Here is a 23,367-nt window from a genome sequence, read left to right on the forward strand (position 1 = left end):
CGGGGGCATTGCCTAGGAGAGGCGCGTTATTTGCCGCTGAACACGCCGGCTTTGGCGTCCGCCTGTTTCGTTGAGGCATGGCCGCTGGCGAACGGCACGTTGCCGTCAACGCCCTGTTTCGCCGCACCGGCGGCCAGGCCGCCTACCGTGGCCGCCACATCGACGCGGCCGCCGCCCTGATAACGTTGGCCGCTGACGTCCTGCTGGCTGACCTGGCTGCCGCCCAGTTCCACCTTGCCCTGCTGGCTGCGGATCTCGCCGCCGGTGAGTTGGGTTTGGCCGCCGACCTGCAGCGCCACGCCGTGCTTACCGGTAATCGCCGATTGCTCGCCGACCGCATTGTTGCTCACCACCTCGGCATTGACCTTGAGCTGCCCCTGGCGGCCCGCCGGCCCGGTGACGCTGTCTTTCACCGCGCCGCCGACGGTGCGTGCACCGCGATCCCACAGCGGGCCCTGCGGTTTCTCGCCGGCCGGCGTTTCCGGCAGCGTCACTTTACCGTCGGCTTTGCTGAAGCTGACCGCGCCGGTGGTGTCCTGCTGCGGATCGAGGCGACGCGCCACGCTGTTGTATTTGTCGGTGGTGGCGTCGGCCACTTTGTTCACTCCGGCGTCCAGTTTCTCTTTCACCTTACCGGCGTAGCGCGGCGTGCCCACCTTCGACAGCTTGGAGGTGATACTGCTGCCCGGATCGTTGCTGTGGCTCAGCCCGGCATCCACATCCACCTTCACGCCTTTCTCGACGTCTTTGCGGCTTTCAACGTGCAGATCGCCGCCTACCTTGCCCTGTACGCTGTCGGCATCGATGCGCGCCCCGGCGAGGCGGGTGTCCTTGCCGCTGTTGAGCGCCACATCGCCCGCGGTGATGCCGGTGTTGGCGTGGGTGGCTTTATCCTGCTGTTCCACGCCGACCTTCAGACCGGCGCCCAGCGTATGGGTGTCTTTGCCGGTGTTCGGATCGACCTTGCCGGCGGCGTCCTTGTTGAACGTTTGGCCGCCTTTGGCGTTGGCTTTAATGCCCAGGCTCCAGTTGTCCTTATGCTGCTCGTTCTTGGCGGACTCCAGCAGGATGCCGCCGTTTTTCGCCTCGAGCGCGGCGCTGCCGCCGCTGACCTTGGCGCCCTGCAGATGCAGCGCGTCATCGCCTTTGCCGCCGGCGGACAGGGTGACCTTGCCGTCTGAGGCGAGCGTAGCGCCCTGGCGTTCGGTCGCGGACTCATTCACCTTGGCGATGTCGAACGCGCCGCCGGCGGAGAGACTGCCACCGGTTTTTTCCTTGCTGTCGCTGCTGCCGGCGCCCAGATCGAGATTGCCGGACAGCTGGCTTTCCTTGCGCGTTTGGGTCGATTCCGCCGCCTGCAGCGCGACCTTGTTGCCCGCGCTCAGGGTGATGTCGCCCTGGCTTTTGACGTCGGTGCCTTTAAGCGTCAGATCGCGGCCCGCCTTCAGCTCAACGCCCTGTTGGCCGCTGACGTTGCCGACCTGTGCGGTGCTGCCGCTGCTTTCGCCTTTGTTGGTGCCGCCGCCGAAGCCGGCGCCGAAGTTTTTACTGTCGGCGGTGAAGCCGCCCTTCGCAGAGGCCTTGACGTTAAAGCCGCTGTGGTTCTCACTCTGTTTGTCGCTGGCCTGATCAAAGCGGATATCGCCGCCGGCGTCGACGGTGGTTTTACCGCTGCCGCCGTTCAGCGCGGTGCCCTGATAGACCGCGTCTTTTTTCACGTTGACGTTGATGCCGTTGGCCGCGTCGATCGAGCCGGTCACCGCCTGGCTGGCGCTGCTGTTGCTGCGCTGGGTGCCGCCTTCGCCCTTGGCGTCCACGGTCAGATCGCTGCCGGTGGAGGTGTAGACGCGCACGCCGGCGCTGCCGCGGGTATCGCGGTTCTGCTCTTCCTGGCGGTTCGTCGCAGCTTCGCTGCGGTGGCTGTCCGCCGTCAGCGTGACCGCGCCTTTGCTCGCCTGATATTGCGTCCCCTGATCGCGCACTTCGCCTTTGGCGTTGATGTCGATGCTGCCGGCTTTCACCGAGCTGACCACCGCCTGCGAGCTGCTGCTGCGTTTTTCGCTGCTGCCGCCCTGTGCGCCGATATCCAGGCCGACGTTAGGCGCGCCGATGCCGCCGATGTCGTTGATGACGCCGGTGGCGTCCAGCTTGGCCGCCTTGCCGACTGCGCGCTCGACCGGGCGGGTCACGGCGCTGTAATCGACGTTGGCGCCGATGTTCACGCCGACGTCGGTTTTGGTGGTGGTGCTGCTGGCGGTGTCGGCGGCGGCCAAATGATCGGCGCCGGCGGCGTTCTCTTGGTAGGTGCCGCCGACGCTGTGCTGCGCGCCTTGCTGGGTCAGCTTGTCGCGGGCGTTGACAGTCAGGTTGCCTTTGACGTCGCTGCCGGAGGTGACCGCCTTGCTGCTCTGCGCCTGCGTTTTGCTGTTCTCGTAGCCGGCTTCCACGCCGCTGCCGAGCTTGTCGATGCCGCCGGTGTAGTAGAAACCGCCGCCGATCTTGGTCTGCTCGGTGTTCGAGGTGGTTTTATCGTCGGCCGCCAGGAACGAGACCTTGTTGCCGCTGACGCTGGCGTCGCCTTTGTCGGCGACCAGTTTGGAGCCGCTGAAGGTCACGTCCTTCTCCGCCTCGAGCTTCACGCTACCGCCGCTGAGGGTCGAGGCGTGGTTTTCGGTGCGGGTGGTTTTTTCGCTGTCGCGGGTGTGTTCGATGCGCAAACCGGCACGGTATTGCTTGTCGCCGGCTTCTTTGGCGTAGCCGTTGACGGTCAGCGCGGTCTTCTGCTCATCGATTTTTTGCTGCTGTTCGGCGGCCTTGACGTTGATGTTGCCGGTCTGTGACGTCACGCTCAGCTCACCGCCGCTGGTGACCTTGCTGCCGATGACGTCGGTATCCTTACGGCTGATCAGCTTCAGGTTGGTATCAGACTTCAGCTCGCTGGCGGTGCTGCTCTGGTAGCTGTTGTCGGCCTTGTGTGAACTGCTGGTGATGTTGAAGGCGGTGCCGGTGCGCGCGTCGATTTTGTCCACGGTGGTGCTCAGCGCGTTGTCGATGCGCAGGCCACCTTGCGTGGCGGTGACCAGGCCGCCTTCCTTGCCGCGCGCCTTGCTGCCGGTGATGGTGACGCCCTGCTGGCCGTTCAGGCGCAGGGTGCCGTCGCTGGTCAGTTCGGAGGCGTGGCTGACCTCGCGACGGTTGCTGTTGTTTTTGTTGTCGCCGCCGCCGATGCCGCCCCAGGAGGTTTTGTCATCGCGCACCGCTTTGGCGTTGGCGGTTTTCTGCACCCCGATCTGGATTTGGTTGCCGGCATTGACCGTCAAATCGCGGCCGGCGTGCAGCTTGGCGCCCTGGGTCGCGACGTTGTTGCCGGCCTCCAGCGTCAGCGCCCCCTGGCTGCGCAGTTCGCTGGCCTTCAGGCTTTCGCTTTCGTCGCTGCTGCTCCAGCTGCCGGTGCGCAGGCTGGAAGTGTGATTGCGCTGGTAGCCGCGTTCGGTGGACTTATCCTTCTCCACCAGTCCGGCGAGGTGCACGTTGCGCGCCGCCTTGACGCTCAGCGCCCGATCGGCGCTGACGTTGGCGCCCAACAGGTTCACGTCTTCCCGGGTACTGACGAGTTTGGCGCTGCCGCTGGCGGCGACGGTGCTGCCTGCCTGCTGCTGCTGCTCGCGCTCACGGGTGACGTCGTATTGCCAGGAGTAGAACCAGCGGTCGTCGGTGTGGCCCTGGGTCTGTTTCAGCTGCTGGCCGTCGAGCGTCAGCTTGCCGCCCTGCAGCGTGATGTCTTCGCCGCGAATATCGGTAGCGGTGAGGTGCGCGTGGTTATCCGCCACCAGGCTGATGTTCTTGCCTTTCAGCTCGGTGCGGGTCAGCTTCTGGCTGCTGCTGCGGTCGTTGACGTAGATGCCGCCGCGGTAGTTCTGGTAGTTGTCGCCGCCGTTGCGGTTGCTGCTGGCGTCGTCAACGCGGCTTTCGCTGCGAATATCGTAGGCCTTCACCTTGAGATCGTCGCGGGCGGCCAGCGTGCCCGCCAGCTTCACGCCGCTGCCCTGCGCGGTGTTGATGATGTTGATGCGCCCGGCCTGCATGCTGCCGAGGTAGTAGCTGTCCAGCGCGGTGGTCGGCTGCACGCTGGCCAGCACCTTGCCGTCGCGCGCCACGCGGTTATGGCCGCTGATGGCGTTGATCGCCGCCGGGGTTACGCTGCCATTGCGGTGGGTGAAGTCTTGTACGATCACGTCACCGCGGCTGTCTATCTTCGGTGCGATCAGATCCAGCACGCCGCCGGCGTTCAGGGTACCGTTGAGGCTCAGGGTATTGCGGTTATCCAGGGTGCTGTAGCCCTGCAGCAGGCCGTTCTCCACCAGCGGGTTGCCGACCACCAGTGAGGAGCGGCTGGTGTTGATGAACCCGCAGCCCTGGCAGCTGATGCCGTTCGGGTTGGCCAGCACGTAGTCGGCCGCCATGCCGAAGATCTCTTGCTGGCCGTGCAGCAGAGAAGGGTTACGGCCGATCACTTCGTTGAGGATGACGCTGGCTTCGCGCCCGCCCAGATTGGGGTTGGCGCCCAGTTGGCCGGCCAGCTGCGACAGCCCTGCCTCGCGGGAGTTGTTCAGCACCGCGCCGGGCTGGTTGACGTTGAAGTCCTGATACTGGTTGTGCGACAGCCCGTTACCGTTCGGCGCGACGATGTCGACCACCTGCGCGCCGGTTGCGGCGGTGGAAACGCCGGGGCCGTTGGCGCCGTTGGCCGCCACGATCTCCGCGGCATAGGCGCCGGCGGAAGCGGCGAGAATAATCGCCAGCGCGGCGGCCAGTTTGCCCGCTGCTGAAAGCCTGAAGTTATTATTTTTCATCCATGTCTCTCCGTATATTGCCGTGGGGTCCTGCAAAACTGCTGATTAATTAAAAGGTGTAAGAAAAGCGCGCCAGTACCTGAACGGGACTTCCGGCGTGGCGTGATTTGACAAGATCCAGCCGCGGCTGACCTCGAGATCGACCAGCGCCTGCCGATAGCGCAACGTGGCGCCGCTGCTCAGGCCGGTGCTGCTGCGCCACCCCGAGTTGTCCTGGCGCGGCAAAATGCGGCCGACGTCGGCGCCGAGGCGCGGCGTCAGCGTGGTGGCGCCCAGATTGAAGCTGCGCGACAGCGTGTTCTGCAGATACCAGCCGTTGTCGCCGGACTGGGTGCTGCGGCTAAAGCCGCGCACGGCGCTGCGATCGGTAAGGCTCAGCCATTCCACGCCGGGCAGCGGGTCGCGGCTGTACTGGCCATAGAACAGGTTGTTGAGCTGATAGGTCGCCTCGCCCAGGTGAAGGCGCTGGCTGAGGTTGGCGAACAGCTTGCCCTTGGTGAACTGGCTGTCGAGGTGCACCGAGCTCGGGTGGCGATCGGCCCCCAACCACGGCAGACCCTGTTCGACGCTGAGATTGGCGCTGAACACCCCGTTGGGCAGAATCTGCAGGTGGCTGGCGCTCAGCTCGGCCAGGGTCAGCGTGGGGCTGCTGACTTCGAGGCGCACGCTTTCGAAGTAGTTGTCGATGCGCTTGTAGGTCAACTGGCCGCTCAGGCTGTCTATCTGATCGTGATCGCGGTAAAACACATAGTCGCTGCGCAGCCCGTACTGTTGGGTCTGGCCGTGCAGTTTGACCACGTTGTGCGGCAGCTGCTGGTGGTTCTCATAGGACGAGAAGCTGGCGAACCCGCTGAAGGTGAACGCGCCGTACGGCAGCGAATAGAGCAGGGTATAGGCGCGGTTATAGCGGTGAGCCGGGTTTTCCAGCGTGCTGCTGGCGTTCAGGCTGACGAAGTCCGACAGGCCGAACGGGCTGTCCAGCGTGGCGGTGGCGCGCGCCAGCCACTGGCCGGTGCTTTTTTGGCCGTAATTATCCGTGCCGGCGGTAATCAGCCAGGGCTTGGCATGTTGATTGCGCAAACGAATGACCGAACCGCCAACCTGGTGGCCGGGCAATATATCCAGCTTGGTGGTATTCGATTGCAAACGGTTGGCCTGATCCAATCCCTGGTCGAGCTCGGTTAATTTCAACGGCTTGCCTTCCAGCCCCGGAAATAATAAACGGCTGTTGACCCAGCGATCGCCGCCTTCTATTTTCTCGATAAATCCTTCGGTGACGCTTAACCCCAATTCTCCCTGTGAATTAGGGCGAACAATTTGCACGCGCGCGGTGATATAGCCTTTTTGCACATAAAGGCGCGTTAATTCGCGGGTCAGGCGATTGATATCATTGCTGCTGATGCAGTTTTCCGGCAGCGCGCTCAGGACGGATAAATCGGTCGGCGAGAGCAGGGTGACGCCCTGCAGATAAACGCCGGCGATTGGCAGGCACTGCGCGGACTGCGGCAGGGCGGGCGCGGGCGGTTCCGGCTCCGCCAGCAAGCGTTGCTGCTTCAGCTGCTGGTAGCGGCGTTGCTCAATCAACTGGTTGACTTCACGCGTGCTATCTTGCAACGCACGGCGCGACTCCCCCATCGACATATCCCGCATCATGTGGGCGTCCGGCAGGGTTTCGGCGGAAAGGGCCGTGCTGACCAGCAGCGTCAAGGCGGTTATTTTTTTTATCATTGTAATCCATTATGAGAGGCCGCCGGGGCAGCCCGCCCAATCCATGAGGTTAACCACGGGCGGCCGACGGCCGGCCCGAAATAATGAGCGACATGCACATTGCGAGGTATCTTGATTTGCCGCGGCAAATAAGACGGTGGGTATAGATCTAAATAATAATTAGGCTGCTTCTTTTATGGTGGGCAACCCTGGTGACTTAATTAATTAAAAAAAGTAGAACGTCTCTTCCTCTTGCCAACATTATCGGCATGGTTAGGAAGAATCTGAATTTTTATTTTTCACGGATGATAGGGGATGAGAGGAATTATGACAATCCGACCAGTGGGAAATACGAAATTTCGCAGAGAAGAACGGGGACGCAATTGTTTGCGTCCCTACAGGCGGTTTATTTTTTCTTGATAGGGCGGCCGGACCAATACCCCGCCAGCAGCGAACCGGAGAGGTTGTGCCAGACCGAGAACAGCGCGCCCGGCAGAGCGGCCAGCGGTGAGAAGTAGATTTTACCCAGCGTGGCTGCCAGCCCGGAGTTCTGCATGCCGACTTCGATCGCCAGCGTGCGGCAGGTGGATTCGTCGAAGCCGAACAGCTTGCCGCCCCAGTAGCCGCTGAGCAAACCGATGCCGTTGTGCAGGATCACCGCGACGATCACCACCAAACCGACCGAGGCGATGTGGCTTTGGCTGCCCGCCACCACCGCGCTGATGATCGCGAGGATACACACCATCGACAGCGCCGGCAGCAGCGGCTCAATGCGTTTCACCGCCTTGGTCAGGGTGTGGTGGACGATCAGGCCCAGGCCGATCGGGATCACCACGATCTGCAGAATGCTCAGCAGCATGCCCATGATATCGACGCTGATCTTGGCGTCGACATACAGGCGAGTCAGCAGGGGCGTGGCGAACACTCCGACCAGCGTCGAGACCGCTGAGATGGTCACCGACAGCGCCACGTCACCCTTGGCCAGGTAGATCATTACGTTGGACGCGGTACCGCTGGCCACGCTGCCCACCAGCACCATGCCGGCGGACAGATCCGGCGGCATGCGGAACAGCATCGCCAGGATCCAGGCCGCCAGCGGCATGATCAGATAGTGCAGGAAGATGCCGGCCGCCACCGGGCCGGGGCGCGCCAGCACGCGTTTGAAGTCGTCCAGCCGCAGCGTGACGCCCATGGCGAACATGATCAGCATCAGCAGCGGGCTGACGTAGGGGCCGATGCCGGTAAAGGAGGTCGGCGTGTAATAGGCGGTGACGGACAGCAGTATCGCCCACAGGGGGAATAAGCGCGTGAAGAGTGCCAACATGCAGGTTTTCCTTAGCCAGATTGAGAACGGTGGGTGTGGTTGTGTTTTTTGCGGGTTCAACATGCTGAACCCCTGCAGGTTTTGAACGAATTTTTTAGACGCAGGGGCGCAGCGTGCTGCGCCCGCAATCAGGGATAATGACTTATTCGAACAGGTTGTGGTGCAGGGCGCGCACCACCTGCTCGGCTTCTTCGCCCGGTACCAGGAAGCACAGGTTATAGCTGCTGGCACCGTAGCAGATCATGCGGATATTGAACGGATCGAGCACGCCGAACACCTCTTTGCCTACGCCGCAGGCCCGCGACAGCTGGTTGCCGATGATCGCCACCAGCGCCAGGTTTTCTTCCACTTCCACCCGGCACAGCGACGACAGCTCGGTCAGCAGCGAGGTGGTCAGCAGGCTGCCGCCGACGGAGGTGGCACCGGTGGTGTCCATGGTCAGCGCAATGCTGACCTCCGAGGTGGTGATCAGATCGACGGAGATGTTGTGGCGCGCCAGAATATTGAACACCTCGGCCAGGAAACCGCGCGCGTGCAGCATGTTCAGGCTGTGCAGCGTCAGCAGCGTTTGCTTGCGGCGCAGCGCCAGCGCACGGAACAGCGGCGGGTTTTCGGTGGTGTTGCACACCAGCGTGCCGCCGGCCGCCGGATCCTTGCTGGAGCCGACGAATACCGGAATATCGCTGCGCACCGCCGGCAGCAGGGTGGCGGGGTGCAGGACTTTAGCGCCGAAGGTGGCCATTTCCGCCGCCTCTTCGAAACCGATTTTGTCGATGCGCTTGGCCGCCGGTACCACGCGCGGATCGGTGGTGTAAATGCCCGGCACGTCGGTCCAGATATCCACCCGGCCAACGCCGAGCGCCTCGCCGAGCAGCGCGGCGGTATAGTCGCTGCCGCCGCGGCCGAGCGTGGTGGTGCGGCCTTTCGGCTCGCTGCCGATAAAGCCCTGGGTGACCACCAGCGCTTCCTGCAGGCGCGGCTGCAACTGCGCTCGGGCCAGTTCGCTGAGCGCGGCGCTGTCCGGCACGGCGCGGCCGAAGTGATCGTCGGTGCGCATCACTTTGCGCACGTCGAACCATTCGGCCTGCACGTTGCGGGCGCGCAGGATTTCAACGAACAGCAGGGTGGACATCAGCTCCCCATGGCTGACCAGCTCGTCGGTCAACGCCGTCGAGGTGGCCAGCGACGCGGCCTCCGACAGCATGGCGATGTTTTCCAGCAGCCGGTCGATCTCTTCGCGGATCACCGCCGGCGCCGTGAGGCGATCGAGGATGGCGTACTGGATGCGGCGAATTTCATCAAGCTGGTAATTGCGCTTGTCGGCCTCGCAACCCTCGGCCAGGGCGACCAACAGGTTGGTGACGCCCGCCGAAGCGGACAACACCACCAGGCGGACCTGCGGGTTGGCCAGCACGACGTCGGCGCTGCGGTTCATGGCTTCAAAGTCGGCGACACTGGTGCCGCCGAACTTGGCTACCACGGTGGAATTCTGGGGTGCTGCTTGGTTCATCTAGAAACCTCGTGTCAGGGATGCCCGTTTGGGGGCACTGTAATTCCATAGCCTTGGCACAAGGGGAGAGCGGTAAACAGGGGGCAGGCGTAGAGGTCAGGCTACGATACACCCAGAAGCGCCCCACCTTGTCGATCGCCCTGTGGGCGATCCCCTGGTGACAACCCAGGGGATTCAGCCCCTGTAGTCGATACGATAATGGCCGGCCATTATCGTACCTCGGCGTCGCTCCCCCTCGGGTGCCGTCAACGGAGAAACGGCTCCTCTGACACTCTACCTGGGCGACGCGCCTCTTCTGGCTTGCGCACCGGGTGCGCAAGTAGGCTGTTAGGAATAGCCGGTTATCGCCATTCTGTCAACGTACAGACGGTGAGGGATTTTCATCTTGTACCAGCGCGATAAGCGTACAGGGCATCGCGGGCGTGGAACCGGCGCCAATCGGTTGCAGAGAACCGTCTTCCTTTTGGCTGAATAACGGGATAACGCCCTGATGTTTCTCCAAATACTCCAGCCAACCGAAATTTTCGTTCAATTTGGTCGCCTTGATGGTGGCCCCCTTGGCGAGCAGGCTGCTCAGGCGGCCGTAGGTGGCTTCCTGATTAAATAAAATTTCATGCCGGCGGAAACGCGAACTTTCCGCGCTGGCGCCGCGCCCTTTCAGCGGCGCCCCCGAACGGATGGCAAACACGTGATCCTCGCCGAAGAGATGGCCGAAGTGGTAGACCGCCAGCGCGTTCTGGTGGCGATTGGGCGACAGCGCCAACACCTGGGCGATATTGCTCAGGTCGAGATAGTTCTCGGCGTGTTCGGAGTAGGCGTGGCCATAGTAGGCCGGAATGCCGTCCATGCGCGCCTGGCGGTAGTATTCCCAACTGCTGTCGGTGACGATCACCGGCACGTTCAGCTTGATCAGCGCCTGCGCCAGCATGCGCGCCACGCTGTTGGCGCCGACGATCAGCACGCCGCGCGGCTTTTGCTGCTGTACCCGCAGCCAGCGCGCCATCATGCCGCTGGTCAGGCTTTGCAGCACCACGGTGCCGATGATGATGGCGAACACCACGGTGACCAGCCGGTCCGCGCCCTGATAGCCGCTGCGCTGCAGCGTCAGCGCGAACAGCGAACTGACCGCCGCGGCGACGATGCCGCGCGGGGCGATCCAGCACAGCAGCAGCCGATCGCGCCATTGCAGGGAAGAGCGCCAGGTCGACACCGCGATGCACAGCGGCCGGGCGATGAACTGCACCGCCAGCAGCAGCAGGAGCAGCGGCCAGCCCATGTTCCACAGCGCCTGGATGTCGAGCCGCGCCGCCAGAATGATGAACAGCGCCGAGATCAGGATCGCCGACAGCTCCTCTTTGAACGCCAGAATATCGCTGGTATCGACGTCGCGCATGTTGGCCAGCCAGATGCCCATCACCGTGACGGTCAGCAGGCCGGATTCGTCGGCGATGGCGTTGGAAACGCCGAAGGCGGCCAGCATGATCGCCAGCACCGCCAGGTTCTGCAGGTAGCGCGGTAGCCAGACGCGGCGCAGCGCCAGGCCGAGCAGGTAGCCGAACAGCGCGCCGGCGATCAGGCCGACGGCGGCGGTCACGCCCAGCGTCCAAAACAGGTGGGTATAGGACTCCGCATTCTGTTTCAGCACGATGAATTCGAACACCAGCAGGGTGAAGATGGCGCCGACCGGATCGATGACGATCCCTTCCCAGCGCAGCACCTGGTTAATGTTGGCGTTCGGCCGCACCACGCGCATCAGCGGGGCGATCACCGTCGGCCCGGTCACCACCGTCACCGCGCCGATCAGCGCCGCCAGCTCCGGCGGGAAATCCAGCAGCCACCAGCTGGCGAGGCTGATGACCAGAAAGGTAACCAGCATGCCGACGGTGACCAGATTGCGTACCACGCCGCCGAGGCCGCGTATCTCCTCGAAACGCAGCGTCAACGCCCCCTCGAACAGGATGATCGCCACCGACAGCGACACCAGCGGAAACAGCAGATCGCCGAACAGCAGATCCGGCTGCACCAGATGCACCGTCGGGCCGAGCACGATGCCGAACAGCAACAGCGGCAAAATGGCCGGCAGGCGCAGCAGCCAGGCCAGCCACTGCGCCAGCAGCGACGCCAGGCCGATAAGCACCAACATGAGCGGGGCGGATAATTCCATAAGCGAGATCCCTTTCAAATGACGAAATAAGCAACGATGACACAGCCTGATGACAATTCGGCAACCCCGATAACAGGCCGTTAGCCCAAAGTATAGAGTGAAAGCTGAAACGAGGCGGCAATGCGTTGACAGTTAGCGCCTATCGCAAGAAAAGAGATCATAATCACAGTCGAACAGGCTACAATCGGACAAACGCGTCATTTTTATTCTCAAGCCTAAGAGTGTTGCTATGAAAAATATCAATCCTAGTCAAACCGCTGCTTGGCAAGCCCTGCAGCAACATTATGCACAGATGAAAGACGTACGGATCGCCGACCTGTTCGCCCAGGACAGCGATCGTTTCTCCCGGTTCTCCGCGACCTTCAACGACCAAATGTTGGTGGACTATTCCAAGAACCGTATCACGCAGGAAACCCTGGAGAAGCTGCAGGCGCTGGCGAAAGAAACCGATCTGCAAGGCGCCATCAAATCGATGTTCGCCGGTGAGAAAATCAACCGCACCGAAGATCGCGCGGTGCTGCACATTGCCCTGCGCAACCGCAGCAACAGCCCGATCCTGGTCGACGGCAAAGACGTGATGCCGGAAGTGAACGCGGTATTGGCCAAGATCAAACAGTTCTGCGCGCGCGTCATCGGCGGCGAGTGGAAAGGCTACACCGGCAAGCCGATCACCGACGTGGTGAACATCGGCATCGGCGGTTCGGATCTCGGCCCTTACATGGTGACCGAAGCGCTGCGCCCATATAAAAATCACCTGAACATGCACTTCGTCTCCAACGTCGACGGCACCCATATCGCCGAAACGCTGCAGCCGCTGAACCCGGAAACCACGCTGTTCCTGGTGGCCTCCAAAACCTTCACCACCCAGGAAACCATGACCAACGCCCACAGCGCGCGCGACTGGTTCCTGAGCAGCGCCGCCGATCAACAGCACGTAGCCAAGCACTTCGCCGCGCTGTCCACCAACGGCAAAGCGGTGGCCGAATTCGGCATCGATACCGACAACATGTTCGAGTTCTGGGACTGGGTAGGGGGCCGTTACTCCCTGTGGTCGGCGATCGGTCTGTCGATCGCGCTGTCCATCGGTTATGACAACTTCGAGCAGCTGCTGAGCGGCGCGCACGCCATGGATAAGCACTTCGCCGAAACGCCGGCGGAGAAAAACCTGCCGGTGCTGCTGGCGCTGATCGGTATCTGGTACAACAACTTCTTCGGCGCCGAAACCGAAGCCATTCTGCCGTACGATCAGTACATGCACCGTTTTGCCGCTTACTTCCAGCAGGGCAACATGGAGTCCAACGGCAAGTACGTCGATCGCAACGGCAATCCGGTGGATTACCAGACCGGCCCGATCATCTGGGGCGAGCCGGGCACCAACGGCCAGCACGCGTTCTACCAGCTGATCCACCAGGGCACCAAGCTGGTGCCGTGCGATTTCATCGCGCCGGCCATCAGCCATAACCCGCTGGGCGATCACCACGCCAAACTGCTGTCCAACTTCTTCGCCCAGACCGAAGCGCTGGCGTTCGGCAAGTCGCTGGAAGTGGTGGAGGCCGAGTTCGCGGCACAGGGTAAGACCCCTGAGCAGGTCAAGCACGTGGCGCCGTTCAAAGTGTTTGAAGGCAACCGTCCGACCAACTCGATCCTGCTGCGCGAAATCACCCCGTTCAGCCTGGGCAGCCTGATCGCGCTGTACGAGCACAAAATCTTCACCCAGGGCGCGATCCTGAACATCTTCACCTTCGATCAGTGGGGCGTGGAGCTGGGCAAACAGCTGGCTAACCGCATCCTGCCTGAGCTGGCGGGCAGCGAGAAAATCAGCAGCCACGACAGCTCGACCAATGCGCTGATCAACCGCTTCAAGGAATGGCGCTAATCGTCTGAGCTGAAGCCAATAAAAAAACCCGCCGCGGCGGGTTTTTTTACGTCTGTAACAAATTACAGGTTGATCGGTACTTCGAAGCTGACGCCCGCGCCCACGTCATCGGCGGTGCTGTGATCGTTATCGGTGTACCACAGGCTGGTATCGAACTTAACCTGAGACGGGAAGGTATAACCCCAGCCGACCTGAATACCCTTCAGCGTATCGGATTTCGGGAACGCCTGGTTGATGCTTTGGCTCAGCGGGTTCACCTTGGCGTAAACCACGCGGGTGCTCCAGCGCTGGCTGTCGTCCAGCACCAGCTCTACGCGGCCGGACAGCATCTGGCCGTCGCCGCCCATGGCATGGCCCAGCGGGTAACCCTGCTGGTAGTAGCCGCCTTTGTAGGTATAGTGTGTGTACACATAGTTTTTGCGGCTCATATCCGAACGGGTGTCTGACCCTTCGATATACCAGTTAATGGTCGTCGGGCCCCATTCCGGGTGGCCTTCCAAACCGAGCAGATAGGTGTTTTGCGATGGCAGATAGCCTGCCTCATCTTCACCCACCAATTGACCATACAGGCTAACCGGCATACCGATCAGCGGCTGCATTTTCAGTTTGAAATCGAAACCGGCGAGCTGGTTGCCCGGATCATCACCTCTGCCGGAATCATCATTATCACGGCCGCTAACGCCTTTCCAGAACGAACTCCAGGACTGTGGTCGGCCCTCACCACCCCACTGCATGACGCGCGATGCACCCAACTCCAAGAAATCGGTCGGCATCATGGTGAAGCGGGCACCGATCAATTTGGTGTGCGGGACGGAACTGTACTGCGAGAGCTGGCCGGCGCTCAGCTGGTATTGCCAGCGGCCGATCCACGACAGCCACGGGGTTTCAAACGGCGATTGGTCGGCGCGCTGCAGCATGAAGCCCGCCACCGGGCGCGCGGCGTCGGAGCGGATCAGGCTGCCGTCGTAGCCAGGGCCCCACCATTGGGAAACTTCGCCGAAGGAGAGCCACTGGTTCCAGATTTTCACCGCGCCGTAGGAGCCGTTCATATTGAATTTGGAGCCATCGCTGACGCGCTGATCGCCTTCCACCGAACCCTGCAGACGTACGTCCCAGAACTCGCCGTTGGCGCCGGCACCGATGGTCAGGCGATCGTCGGCGTACTCATTTTGGCCGAAGCCCTGCGGGGTACCGGGTTTATCCGTCGACGCGTAACCGCTGACGCGGATGTTGGCTTTCAAGGCATCGACACGGCGCTGCACGCGGTCGATGACGTTTTTCTCGGTATTGGTCACCGGCTTGGCCTGCGCGATAACGGAACTGATCTCTTCCTGGCTCAGCGGCCAGGTGGACAGGCTGACGTTGATAACGCCGCGGTCAGACAACCAGGCGAGATCGTTACGCAGATCGTTGTCAGGGGTTACCAGGCCGGCGGCGTGGCCGGACAATGCACAGGTAAACAGGCCCGCAGCGACCAGTCCGTTAAGTTTAGCGCGCATAAAGAATTCCCTTGTTAATTCGAGGTTATTGGTTTTATGTAAAGATCTCTGTGACCCATGATAGTTGACATTTCGATTTGCTACAAATCTATAAGCCAGAAACATCTTATTATAACTTTATGAATTAAATGGGGTTTAAAGTGCTTTCGCGCGGGGCATAATTTTTAAGACAATGCCTATATTGGCACGGTTGAATCATATTAGCGGTATTCAGAGAGAGGTTTTATGGCAAAAACGTCGCGTTCGATCATGATAGCGAAAGGGCTGCAGCGGGTACTGAACGTAGGTTTGCTGCTGCTGGCGGCAATTCTGGTGGTGTTTCTGGTCAAGGAGACCCTCCACCTGGCGAAGGTGTTATTTATCAACAACGAAGAGTCTTCTTCATACCTGTTGATTGAAGGCATCGTGATTTATTTCTTGTACTTTGAATTTATCGCCTTGATCGTCAAGTATTTTGAGTCGGGTTATCATTTCCCGCTGCGCTATTTTATTTATATTGGCATTACCGCGATTATTCGTTTGATTATCGTGGACCACAAGAATCCCATCGATACCCTGATCTACGCCGCGGCGATATTGGTGCTGGTGGTGACGCTCTATCTGGCCAACACCGATCGGCTGAAACGGGAATAGCGGAGATAAAAATGGCGGCCAATGGCCGCCAAAGACACAGGATATCATTACCCGTCGTCTTTCAAGCTACAGCGTTGTTGACTGCACTCGCTGTAACTTGAAATCCATAGGGTAAAAGATAAGGAAAGACATCAAACGCACTGCAGTGGCACAAATTACCCCTTCACGCCGCCGGCCGTCAGGCCGCCCACCAACCAGCGCTGCGCCAGCAGGAACACGGCGGTAATCGGTATCGCCGACAGCACCGCGGCGGCGGCGAAGTCGCCCCACAGGTAGTTCTGCGGGTTGAGATATTGCTGCATCCCCACCGCCAGCGTGTAGCTGTTCACATCGCGCAGCAGCAGCGACGCTACCGGCACTTCGGTGATGGCGGCGATAAACGACAGAATGAACACCACCGCCAGAATCGGCACCGACAGCGGCAGCAGCACCAGACGGAAGGCCTGCCACGGCGTGGCGCCGTCCAGCGCCGCCGCCTCTTCCAGCGAGTTGTCGATGGTTTCGAAATAGCCCTTGATGGTCCAGACGTGCAGCGCGATGCCGCCCATGTAGGCGAAGATCACGCCGCCGTGGGTGTTCAGGCCGATAAACGGAATGTACTGGCCCAGGCGATCGAACAGCGCGTACAGCGCCACCAGCGACAGCACCGCCGGGAACATCTGGAATATCAGCATGCTTTTCAGCAGCGTGCTCTTGCCGCGAAAACGCATGCGGGCGAAGGCGTAGGCGCAGGTGGTGGACAGCGTCACGATGCCGATGGCGGTGATCGCCGCTATCTTGATGGAGTTCCACAGCCACAGCAGCACCGGGAACGGCGGCGGCGTCACGCTGCCGTCGGCGTGGGTGACGCTGAAGCCGAGCGCCAGCCGCCAGTGATCCCAGGAGAGGGTTTCCGGTATCAGGCTGCCGGTGGCGAAGTTGCCGGAGCGCAGCGAGATGGCCACTACCATCAGCAGCGGGAACATGATCAGGGCGATAAAGCACAGCATCAAAATATGGGTGATCCACAGGCGCAGGCGCTGGGACTTGGGTTGAACCATGGCCATCGTTATTCTCCCTAATCGAAGTTCATCTTGCTGGCTTTCAAATTCAGGATCGCCAGCGCGCCCACCAACAGGAAGATCAGCGTGGCGATGGCGGCCGCCAGCCCGAAGTCTTGCCCGCCGCCGCCTTCGAAGGCGATGCGGTAGGTGTAGCTGACCAGCAGATCGGTATAGCCGGCCGGCGTGGTGGTGCCGATCATGTCCGGGCCGCCGTTGGTCAGCAGCTGGATCAGCACGAAGTTGTTAAAGTTGAAGGCGAAGCTGGCGATCATCAGCGGCGTCAGCGGCTTGATCAGCAGCGGTAAGGTGATGCGGAAGAAGTTTTGCCACGGGTTGGCGCCGTCCATCGCCGAGGCCTCGTACAGATCGTCCGGGATGGCCTTCAGCAGCCCCATGCACAGGATCATCATGTACGGGTAGCCGAGCCAGGTGTTGACGATCAGGATCATGCTCTTGGCGGTGAGCGGATCGCTGAACCAGGCTGGTTTGATGCCGAACAGATGGCTGAGCATCATGTTGATCTCGCCGAAGCTCTGGTTGAACAAACCTTTGAAGATCAGGATCGAGATGAATGACGGCACCGCATAGGGCAGGATCAGCAGCACGCGGTAGATCGCCTTGCCTTTCAGCGCCTCCCACTGCACCACGCAGGCCAACACCATGCCGACCGCCACGGTGAGGATCACCGTCATCACCGAGAACACGATGGTCCAGATGAAGATCGACACGAACGGTTTCTTGATGCCCTCGTCCTGCAGCACCCGCAGGAAGTTTTTCCAGCCGGTGGTGACGGTATAGCCTGGGCTCAGTGTTTCCTGCGCCCAGCCGCCGTCGGCGTTGATCGCCTGATAGAAGCCGGTGTCGCCGTTCGGCCGGTAGCGCACCTGAGTCTGGTTATTGGTCAGCGTGCTGCCGTCTTTGTCCAGCGCATACAGCGGGCGGGTGCCGGAGAACTGGCGCAGGGAGCTCATGCGCAATTCCCCGCCGTCGGGCAGTTGCGCCACCAGTTGGCTCAGCGCTTGCCGGTTCTGGGTGATCACCCGCAGCGTGGCGCGTTCGCCCTGCGGCGCGGCGCTCTGCGCCGTCAGCTTCAGGGTTTGCGGCGCGGCGGCGTCGAGGCGGAAAGGTTCGGAGATCAGCGGCTGTTCGCTGTCCGGTGGCGTCAGCTGCAGGCGCCACTGTTGGTTTTCCGCCGGGTAGAGGCCGAAGGTAAAGGTTTTTCCGCTCTGGAATTGGCGCTGCATCAGCACCGATTGCGCGCGTTCAAAAGTCAGCTGGTTGGTGCTGCTGTAGTTGGTAAAGGCGATGGCGATGGTGCAGATCAGCGGGAACAGGACGAACAGCCCCATGCCGGCGACGCCGGGATACACATAGCGCCAGGCATAGGCGCGGCGGTTGGCGAAGACGTAAAGCCCGGCGCTGACCAGGATCAGCGTCAGGATGGCGAACAGGTATTCACCCTGTGCATACATCAACACAATCAGGTAGCAGGTCACCAGGCTGAACAGGCCGACCACCAGCCATTTCAGCGCGTCGCTTTGCCACCACTTCGATTTTTTACGCGCAGGCGTCCCGGCGTGAGCGAATTGCATAGGGCGTTCCTTTCTGTGAAGCAACGGCGGGGCACTTGTCCCCTTCATACTTGAAGCTACACCTTTGTTGGCTGCGTCCGCTCACCCCGGTCACATAGTTATCTATGCTCCCGGGGATGTGCGTACTTGCCGTCGCGGTGTAACTCCAATTATTTCGGGGATGTTAATCCCGCACGACGTCGTTACTTGGTGATACGGGTCTGCACGTCGTCCAGCGCGGCTTTCACCGTCTGACGGCCGCTGACGGCGTTGATCACCGCGCTGCGTTCGGCGTACCAGAAGGCGCTCATCTGCGGGATGTTTGGCATGATTTCCCCGTTTTGCGAGTTCTGCATGGTGGCCGCTATCTTCGGATCTTTGGCCAGCGCTTCCTGATAGGACTTCAGCGCCACCGCGCCCAGCGGCTTGTCTTTGTTGACGTCCGCCAGCCCTTCGTTGGTCAGCAGGTAGTTCTCGAGGAACTCGGTCGCCAGCTCTTTATTCGGGCTGGCGGCGTTGATGCCGGCGGTTAGCACGCCGACGAACGGCTTGGACGGTTTGCCTTTGAAGGTTGGCAGCAGCGTCACGCCGTAGTTGATTTTGCTCTGCTCGATGTTGTTCCAGGCCCACGGCCCGTTGATGGTCATCGCGGTCTGGCCTTTGTTGAACGCGGCTTCGGCGATCGAGTAGTCGGTATCGGCGTTGATGTGCTTGTTTTTCACCAGATCGACGATGAACTGCAGACCGGCCTGCGAACCGGCATTGGCGACGCCGACATCCTTGATGTTGTATTTGCCGTTTTCATACTTGAAGGCATAACCGCCGTCGGCGGCGATGATAGGCCAGGTGAAGTAGGGTTCCTGCAGGTTCCACATGATGGCGCTTTTGCCGCTGGCGCGCAGCTGCTTGTCCAGCGCCGGGATCTCTTCCCAGGTCTTCGGCGGCTGTTTGACCAGGTCTTTGTTGTAAATCAGCGACAGCGCTTCGACGGCGATCGGGTAGCCGATTAGCTTGCCGTCATAGCGCACGGCGTCCCAGGTGAACGGGAACAGCTTGTCCTGGAAGGCTTTGGACGGGTGGATTTCGGCCAGCAGGCCGGACTGCGCATAGCCGCCGAAGCGGTCGTGGGCCCAGAAGATGATGTCCGGGCCGTCGCCGGTGGCGGCCACCTGCGGGTATTTTTCTTCCAGCTTGTCCGGGTGCTCGACGGTGACCTTGATGCCGGTGTCTTTTTCGAATTTCTTGCCGACTTCGGCCAGGCCGTTATAGCCCTTGTCGCCGTTGATCCAGATGACCAGTTTGCCTTCCTCGATCTTGGCGAAGGCGGAAGAAGAGAGCACCAGGGTGGCCAGTGCCGAGAGCGCCAGCGTGCGGGCGAGGGTAATGCTGCGAGTCATAATCCAGTCCTTCTTTTTGTGGGCACATAAATCAAGGAGAGACGTTTCGCGGTAATAGTGGGTCACAACGCGACATATTCTCATCCTCCCCCCCTCTACGCCCCTGTGATGAGGAGTGTGATCCAGTTAACGTTGCGCTCTATTCTGTGGCGTCAGGCACAAAATAGGGGGGCGATTTTTGCCAGCCGGATCACAGATTTGCCTTAAGCGCGGAACTTCTCATCGCTGTGGTCGTTCTCTCATCCTCCCGTCTCCTCCCCCATGAAAAATCCTGTTACGGATGATTACCCTTTCCGGCGACTCCCGCACTATCGGCCCATTGATTTTCAACGCCACGCGCAGCAGGGATACCGGATTTATGTCGTCAATGCCTATCGCCACCCAGCCCACCCTGTACCGGATCCATCCGGCCAGTTTCCGTGACGGAAACGGGGACGGAGTGGGCGACGCGCACGGCATGCTGGCGGCGCTGCCGTACCTGAAAGCGCTGTCGATCGACGGCCTGTTGCTGCCGCAGACGCTGGCGCCGGAGACCGAGGCGACGGTGACGGGCGAAGGGCTGACGCTGTGGTACGCCGATGAAGCCAACCGCGTTCGCAATGCGGCCGCGCCGCAGCGGTTCGCCCACGGCGCATTGGCGCTGGACGTGATGCCGTTCAGCGCGGAGAAGCTGGTGGCGGTGCTGCATGCCCGCCGCGCCTCGTTGGCGGACAGCCTGTGGAGCACCGGCGACGCGGATCAGCCCCGAGTGGTCAGCCGCTGGGGGCAGGGCGATTTGCGCTCCGCCGCCGCCTTTCTGACGCTGCTGGCGATGTTGCCGGCGCCGATCTGCCTGTATCAGGGCGAAGAGCTGGGGCTGCCGCATGCCGCTGGCCTGCAGGATCCGCGCGGCGCGCAAACGCCGATGCCGTGGCATGAGGCCCCCGAACAGGTCACCGCCGGCGAAATCAGCTGGTATCAGCAGGTGGCGATCGAACACCGCGCGCTGGCCATCAGCCGCCAACAGCATGACAGCCACTCCACCTTACGTTACTGCCAGGCGCTGTTGGCCCTGCGCCGTTCGCCGCTCATCCAGCGCGGCGAGCTGAGCGCGGTCAGCCAGCGAGACGGCGTGGTGCGCTTACTTATTACCCATCAGGATCAATGCCTTGAAGCGCTGATAAACCTGCAGCCTTATACTCAGGCGGCCGCGCCGTCTGAGGCGACCTTGCCGTTGGCATGGCAGCACGGCGCGCAGCAAGAGGGTCATCAATGGGTTTTGGCGGGCTTTGCCTCCGCCATTTTCACACGACATGTTAACTGCGAAAGCAGGGGAGTAACGCATGGCTAGCGTCACACTGCGCAGCGTTTATAAGGCCTTCGGTGAGGCCGTGATTTCCAAAGACGTCAATCTGACCATCGAAGACGGCGAGTTTGTGGTGTTTGTCGGGCCGTCGGGCTGCGGTAAATCGACGCTGCTGCGCATGATCGCCGGGCTGGAGGACATCACCTCCGGCGAGCTGCTGATCGGCGAGAAACGTATGAATGAGGTGCCGCCTTCCGAGCGCGGCATCGGCATGGTGTTCCAATCCTATGCGCTGTATCCGCACCTGTCAGTGGCGGACAACATGTCGTTCGGCCTGAAGCTGGCCGGCGCCAGGAAAGCGGAAATCAATCAACGGGTGAACCAGGTTTCCGAGGTGCTGCAGCTGGCACACCTGCTCGATCGGCGGCCGAAGGCGCTGTCCGGCGGGCAGCGTCAGCGCGTGGCGATCGGCCGCACGCTGGTCGCTGAGCCGGACGTGTTCCTGCTCGACGAACCGCTGTCCAATCTCGATGCCGCGCTGCGGGTGCAGATGCGCATCGAGATCTCCCGTCTGCACAAGCGCCTGCAGCGCACCATGATTTACGTCACCCACGATCAGGTCGAAGCGATGACGCTGGCCGACAAGATCGTGGTGCTCGACGCCGGTCGCGTGGCCCAGGTCGGCAAGCCGCTGGAACTGTACCACTACCCGGCCAACCGCTTCGTCGCCGGGTTTATCGGCTCGCCGAAGATGAACTTCCTGCCGGTCAAGGTGACCGCGGCGCAGCCGCAACAGGTGCAGGTCGAACTGCCCAACCGCCAGCTGGTCTGGCTGCCGGTGGAAGGCGCGGGCGTTCAGCCCGGCGCCAACCTGTCACTGGGCATTCGCCCTGAACATCTGCTGCCTGGCGAAGCCTCTGAAGTGCGGCTTACCGGCGACGTACAGGTGGTGGAGCAACTCGGCAACGAGACGCAAATCCACATCCAAATCCCGGCTATCCGTCAAAACCTGGTGTACCGCCAGAATGACGTGGTGCTGGTAGAAGAAGGTGCCACATTCGCCATCGGCCTGCCGCCTCACCGCTGCCACCTGTTCCGTGAAGACGGTACGGCATGTAAACGGCTGCACCAGGAGCCGGGCGTTTAAAGCACCAAAGTCGGTATAACAGGAGAATAATGATGACTACTCTGCGCAAACTTCCTCTGGCACTGGCTGTCGCCGCCGGTGTTCTCTCTACCCAGGCGCTGGCCGTGGATTTCCACGGTTACGCCCGTTCCGGCATCGGCTGGACCGGCAGCGGCGGTGAGCAACAGTGCTTCAAGGCCACCGGCGCCGCGAGCAAATACCGTCTCGGCAACGAATGCGAAACCTACGCCGAGCTGAAACTGGGGCAGGAAGTGTGGAAAGAAGGCGACAAGAGCTTCTACTTCGACACCAACCTGGCCTATTCGGTCTCGCAACGTTCCGACTGGGAAGACGTGACCCCGGGCTTCCGCGAAGTCAACGTGCAGGGTAAAAACCTGATCGACTGGCTGCCGGGCTCCACGCTGTGGGCCGGTAAGCGCTTCTATCAGCGTCATGACGTTCACATGATCGACTTCTACTACTGGGATATCTCCGGCCCGGGCGCCGGTCTGGAAAACATCGATCTGGGCTTCGGCAAGCTTTCCGCTGCCGTGACCCGCAACTCGGAGTCCGGCGGCTCTTACGGCTACCTGGATAACGAATGGAAACAGCGTCCGACCGTCAACGACACCTTCGACGTGCGCTTGGCCGGCCTGGAGCTGAACCCGGGCGGCACCCTGGAGCTGGGCGTGGACTACGGCCGCGCCAATGCGCAGGACCACTACCACCTGGCCGACGGCGCCAGCAAAGACGGCTGGATGTTCACCGCGGAACACACCCAAAGCATCCTGAACGGTTACAACAAGTTTGTGGTGCAGTACGCCACCGACTCGATGACCTCGCAGAACAACGGCCGCAACGAAGGCGCCACCATCGATAACAACGGCAAGATGATCCGCGTGCTGGATCACGGCGCCATCGACTTCAACGATCAATGGGCGTTGATGTACGTCGCCATGTTCCAGGACATCGACCGCGACAACAACAACGGCACCACCTGGTACACCGTGGGCGTGCGCCCGATGTACAAATGGACGCCGATCATGAGCACCCTGCTGGAAGCGGGCTACGACAACGTCAAATCCCAGCGCACCGGCGATCGCAACGGCCAGTATAAAGTGACCCTGGCGCAGCAATGGCAGGCCGGCAACAGCATCTGGTCGCGCCCGGCCATCCGTCTGTTCGCCACCTACGCCAAGTGGGATGAGAAGTGGGGCTACGCCACCGGTGACGACACCGGGTATAACGCCGGCACCGCTTACAACGACACCAGCATGCATACCTTCAGCCGCGGCAAGGATGACGAAGTCACCTTCGGCGCCCAGATGGAAATTTGGTGGTAACGACGACAGGGCGGGGAGGGCCAGCGGCTCTCCCCC

General features: G+C 61.4%; 13 protein-coding genes, 1 pseudogene and 1 riboswitch. Of the genes and pseudogenes, 5 read left to right on the forward strand and 9 right to left on the reverse strand.

Going from position 1 to position 23,367, the window contains the following annotated elements:
- Positions 1-26: 26 nt before the first annotated feature.
- From ACUXAC_RS18365 to ACUXAC_RS18385, 5 genes and pseudogenes are all read right to left on the reverse strand, one after another.
- Complete coding sequence (locus tag ACUXAC_RS18365) at positions 27-4,853, reverse strand: hemagglutinin repeat-containing protein (protein WP_454266814.1); 4,827 nt, start codon at positions 4,851-4,853, stop codon at positions 27-29.
- 49 nt (positions 4,854-4,902) lie between these two features.
- Positions 4,903-6,581: pseudogene (locus ACUXAC_RS18370) on the reverse strand (ShlB/FhaC/HecB family hemolysin secretion/activation protein).
- 385 nt (positions 6,582-6,966) lie between these two features.
- Positions 6,967-7,884 carry a ketopantoate/pantoate/pantothenate transporter PanS gene (gene panS / locus ACUXAC_RS18375; protein ID WP_049201525.1) on the reverse strand — a complete coding sequence of 306 codons (918 nt, stop codon included), beginning with the start codon at positions 7,882-7,884 and terminating at the stop codon, positions 6,967-6,969.
- Positions 7,885-8,026: 142 nt separating this feature from the next.
- On the reverse strand, positions 8,027-9,394 hold the full coding sequence (gene lysC, locus ACUXAC_RS18380) for a lysine-sensitive aspartokinase 3 (RefSeq protein WP_084827463.1): 1,368 nt from the start codon (positions 9,392-9,394) through the stop codon (positions 8,027-8,029).
- Between the two features lie 108 nt (positions 9,395-9,502).
- Positions 9,503-9,697, reverse strand: a riboswitch (Lysine riboswitch).
- A 52-nt stretch (positions 9,698-9,749) separates the two neighbouring features.
- Positions 9,750-11,558 (reverse strand): cation:proton antiporter, encoded by a 1,809-nt coding sequence (locus ACUXAC_RS18385; protein WP_454266815.1) that lies wholly within the window; start codon positions 11,556-11,558, stop codon positions 9,750-9,752.
- A gap of 229 nt (positions 11,559-11,787) precedes the next feature.
- Between ACUXAC_RS18385 and pgi the strand changes: the two genes are divergently transcribed.
- Complete coding sequence (gene pgi, locus ACUXAC_RS18390; protein WP_033639258.1) at positions 11,788-13,434, forward strand: glucose-6-phosphate isomerase; 1,647 nt, start codon at positions 11,788-11,790, stop codon at positions 13,432-13,434.
- Positions 13,435-13,496: 62 nt separating this feature from the next.
- On the opposite strand, the gene ACUXAC_RS18395 is transcribed toward pgi, so the two are convergent.
- Positions 13,497-14,933 (reverse strand): capsule assembly Wzi family protein, encoded by a 1,437-nt coding sequence (locus tag ACUXAC_RS18395; protein ID WP_047729729.1) that lies wholly within the window; start codon positions 14,931-14,933, stop codon positions 13,497-13,499.
- A gap of 225 nt (positions 14,934-15,158) precedes the next feature.
- Between ACUXAC_RS18395 and psiE the strand changes: the two genes are divergently transcribed.
- A complete protein-coding gene (gene psiE / locus ACUXAC_RS18400; RefSeq protein WP_004936694.1) occupies positions 15,159-15,566 on the forward strand; it encodes a phosphate-starvation-inducible protein PsiE in 408 nt (135 codons plus the stop codon).
- 155 nt (positions 15,567-15,721) lie between these two features.
- Here psiE and malG read toward each other — a convergent pair whose 3' ends face one another.
- From malG to malE, 3 genes are all read right to left on the reverse strand, one after another.
- On the reverse strand, positions 15,722-16,612 hold the full coding sequence (gene malG / locus ACUXAC_RS18405; RefSeq protein WP_004936696.1) for a maltose ABC transporter permease MalG: 891 nt from the start codon (positions 16,610-16,612) through the stop codon (positions 15,722-15,724).
- An 11-nt stretch (positions 16,613-16,623) separates the two neighbouring features.
- On the reverse strand, positions 16,624-18,201 hold the full coding sequence (gene malF / locus ACUXAC_RS18410; RefSeq protein WP_087762600.1) for a maltose ABC transporter permease MalF: 1,578 nt from the start codon (positions 18,199-18,201) through the stop codon (positions 16,624-16,626).
- A 182-nt stretch (positions 18,202-18,383) separates the two neighbouring features.
- On the reverse strand, positions 18,384-19,577 hold the full coding sequence (gene malE / locus ACUXAC_RS18415; RefSeq protein WP_019453233.1) for a maltose/maltodextrin ABC transporter substrate-binding protein MalE: 1,194 nt from the start codon (positions 19,575-19,577) through the stop codon (positions 18,384-18,386).
- 358 nt (positions 19,578-19,935) lie between these two features.
- On the opposite strand from malE, the gene ACUXAC_RS18420 reads away from it, so the two are divergent.
- The 3 genes from ACUXAC_RS18420 to ACUXAC_RS18430 are packed head-to-tail and all read left to right on the forward strand — an operon-like array spanning position 19,936 to position 23,331.
- On the forward strand, positions 19,936-20,907 hold the full coding sequence (locus ACUXAC_RS18420; RefSeq protein WP_060425181.1) for an alpha-amylase family glycosyl hydrolase: 972 nt from the start codon (positions 19,936-19,938) through the stop codon (positions 20,905-20,907).
- Positions 20,900-22,009 carry a maltose/maltodextrin ABC transporter ATP-binding protein MalK gene (malK, locus tag ACUXAC_RS18425; RefSeq protein ID WP_038874339.1) on the forward strand — a complete coding sequence of 370 codons (1,110 nt, stop codon included), beginning with the start codon at positions 20,900-20,902 and terminating at the stop codon, positions 22,007-22,009. The genes ACUXAC_RS18420 and malK overlap by 8 nt, the downstream gene beginning before the upstream one ends.
- Positions 22,010-22,038: 29 nt before the next feature.
- The gene (locus tag ACUXAC_RS18430; RefSeq protein WP_049288181.1) at positions 22,039-23,331 is read left to right on the forward strand and encodes a maltoporin; all 1,293 of its coding nucleotides are present in this window, start codon (positions 22,039-22,041) and stop codon (positions 23,329-23,331) included.
- Positions 23,332-23,367 lie beyond the last annotated feature (36 nt).

The sequence above is a fragment of the Serratia sp. 121840015-1 genome (genome assembly GCF_053627655.1).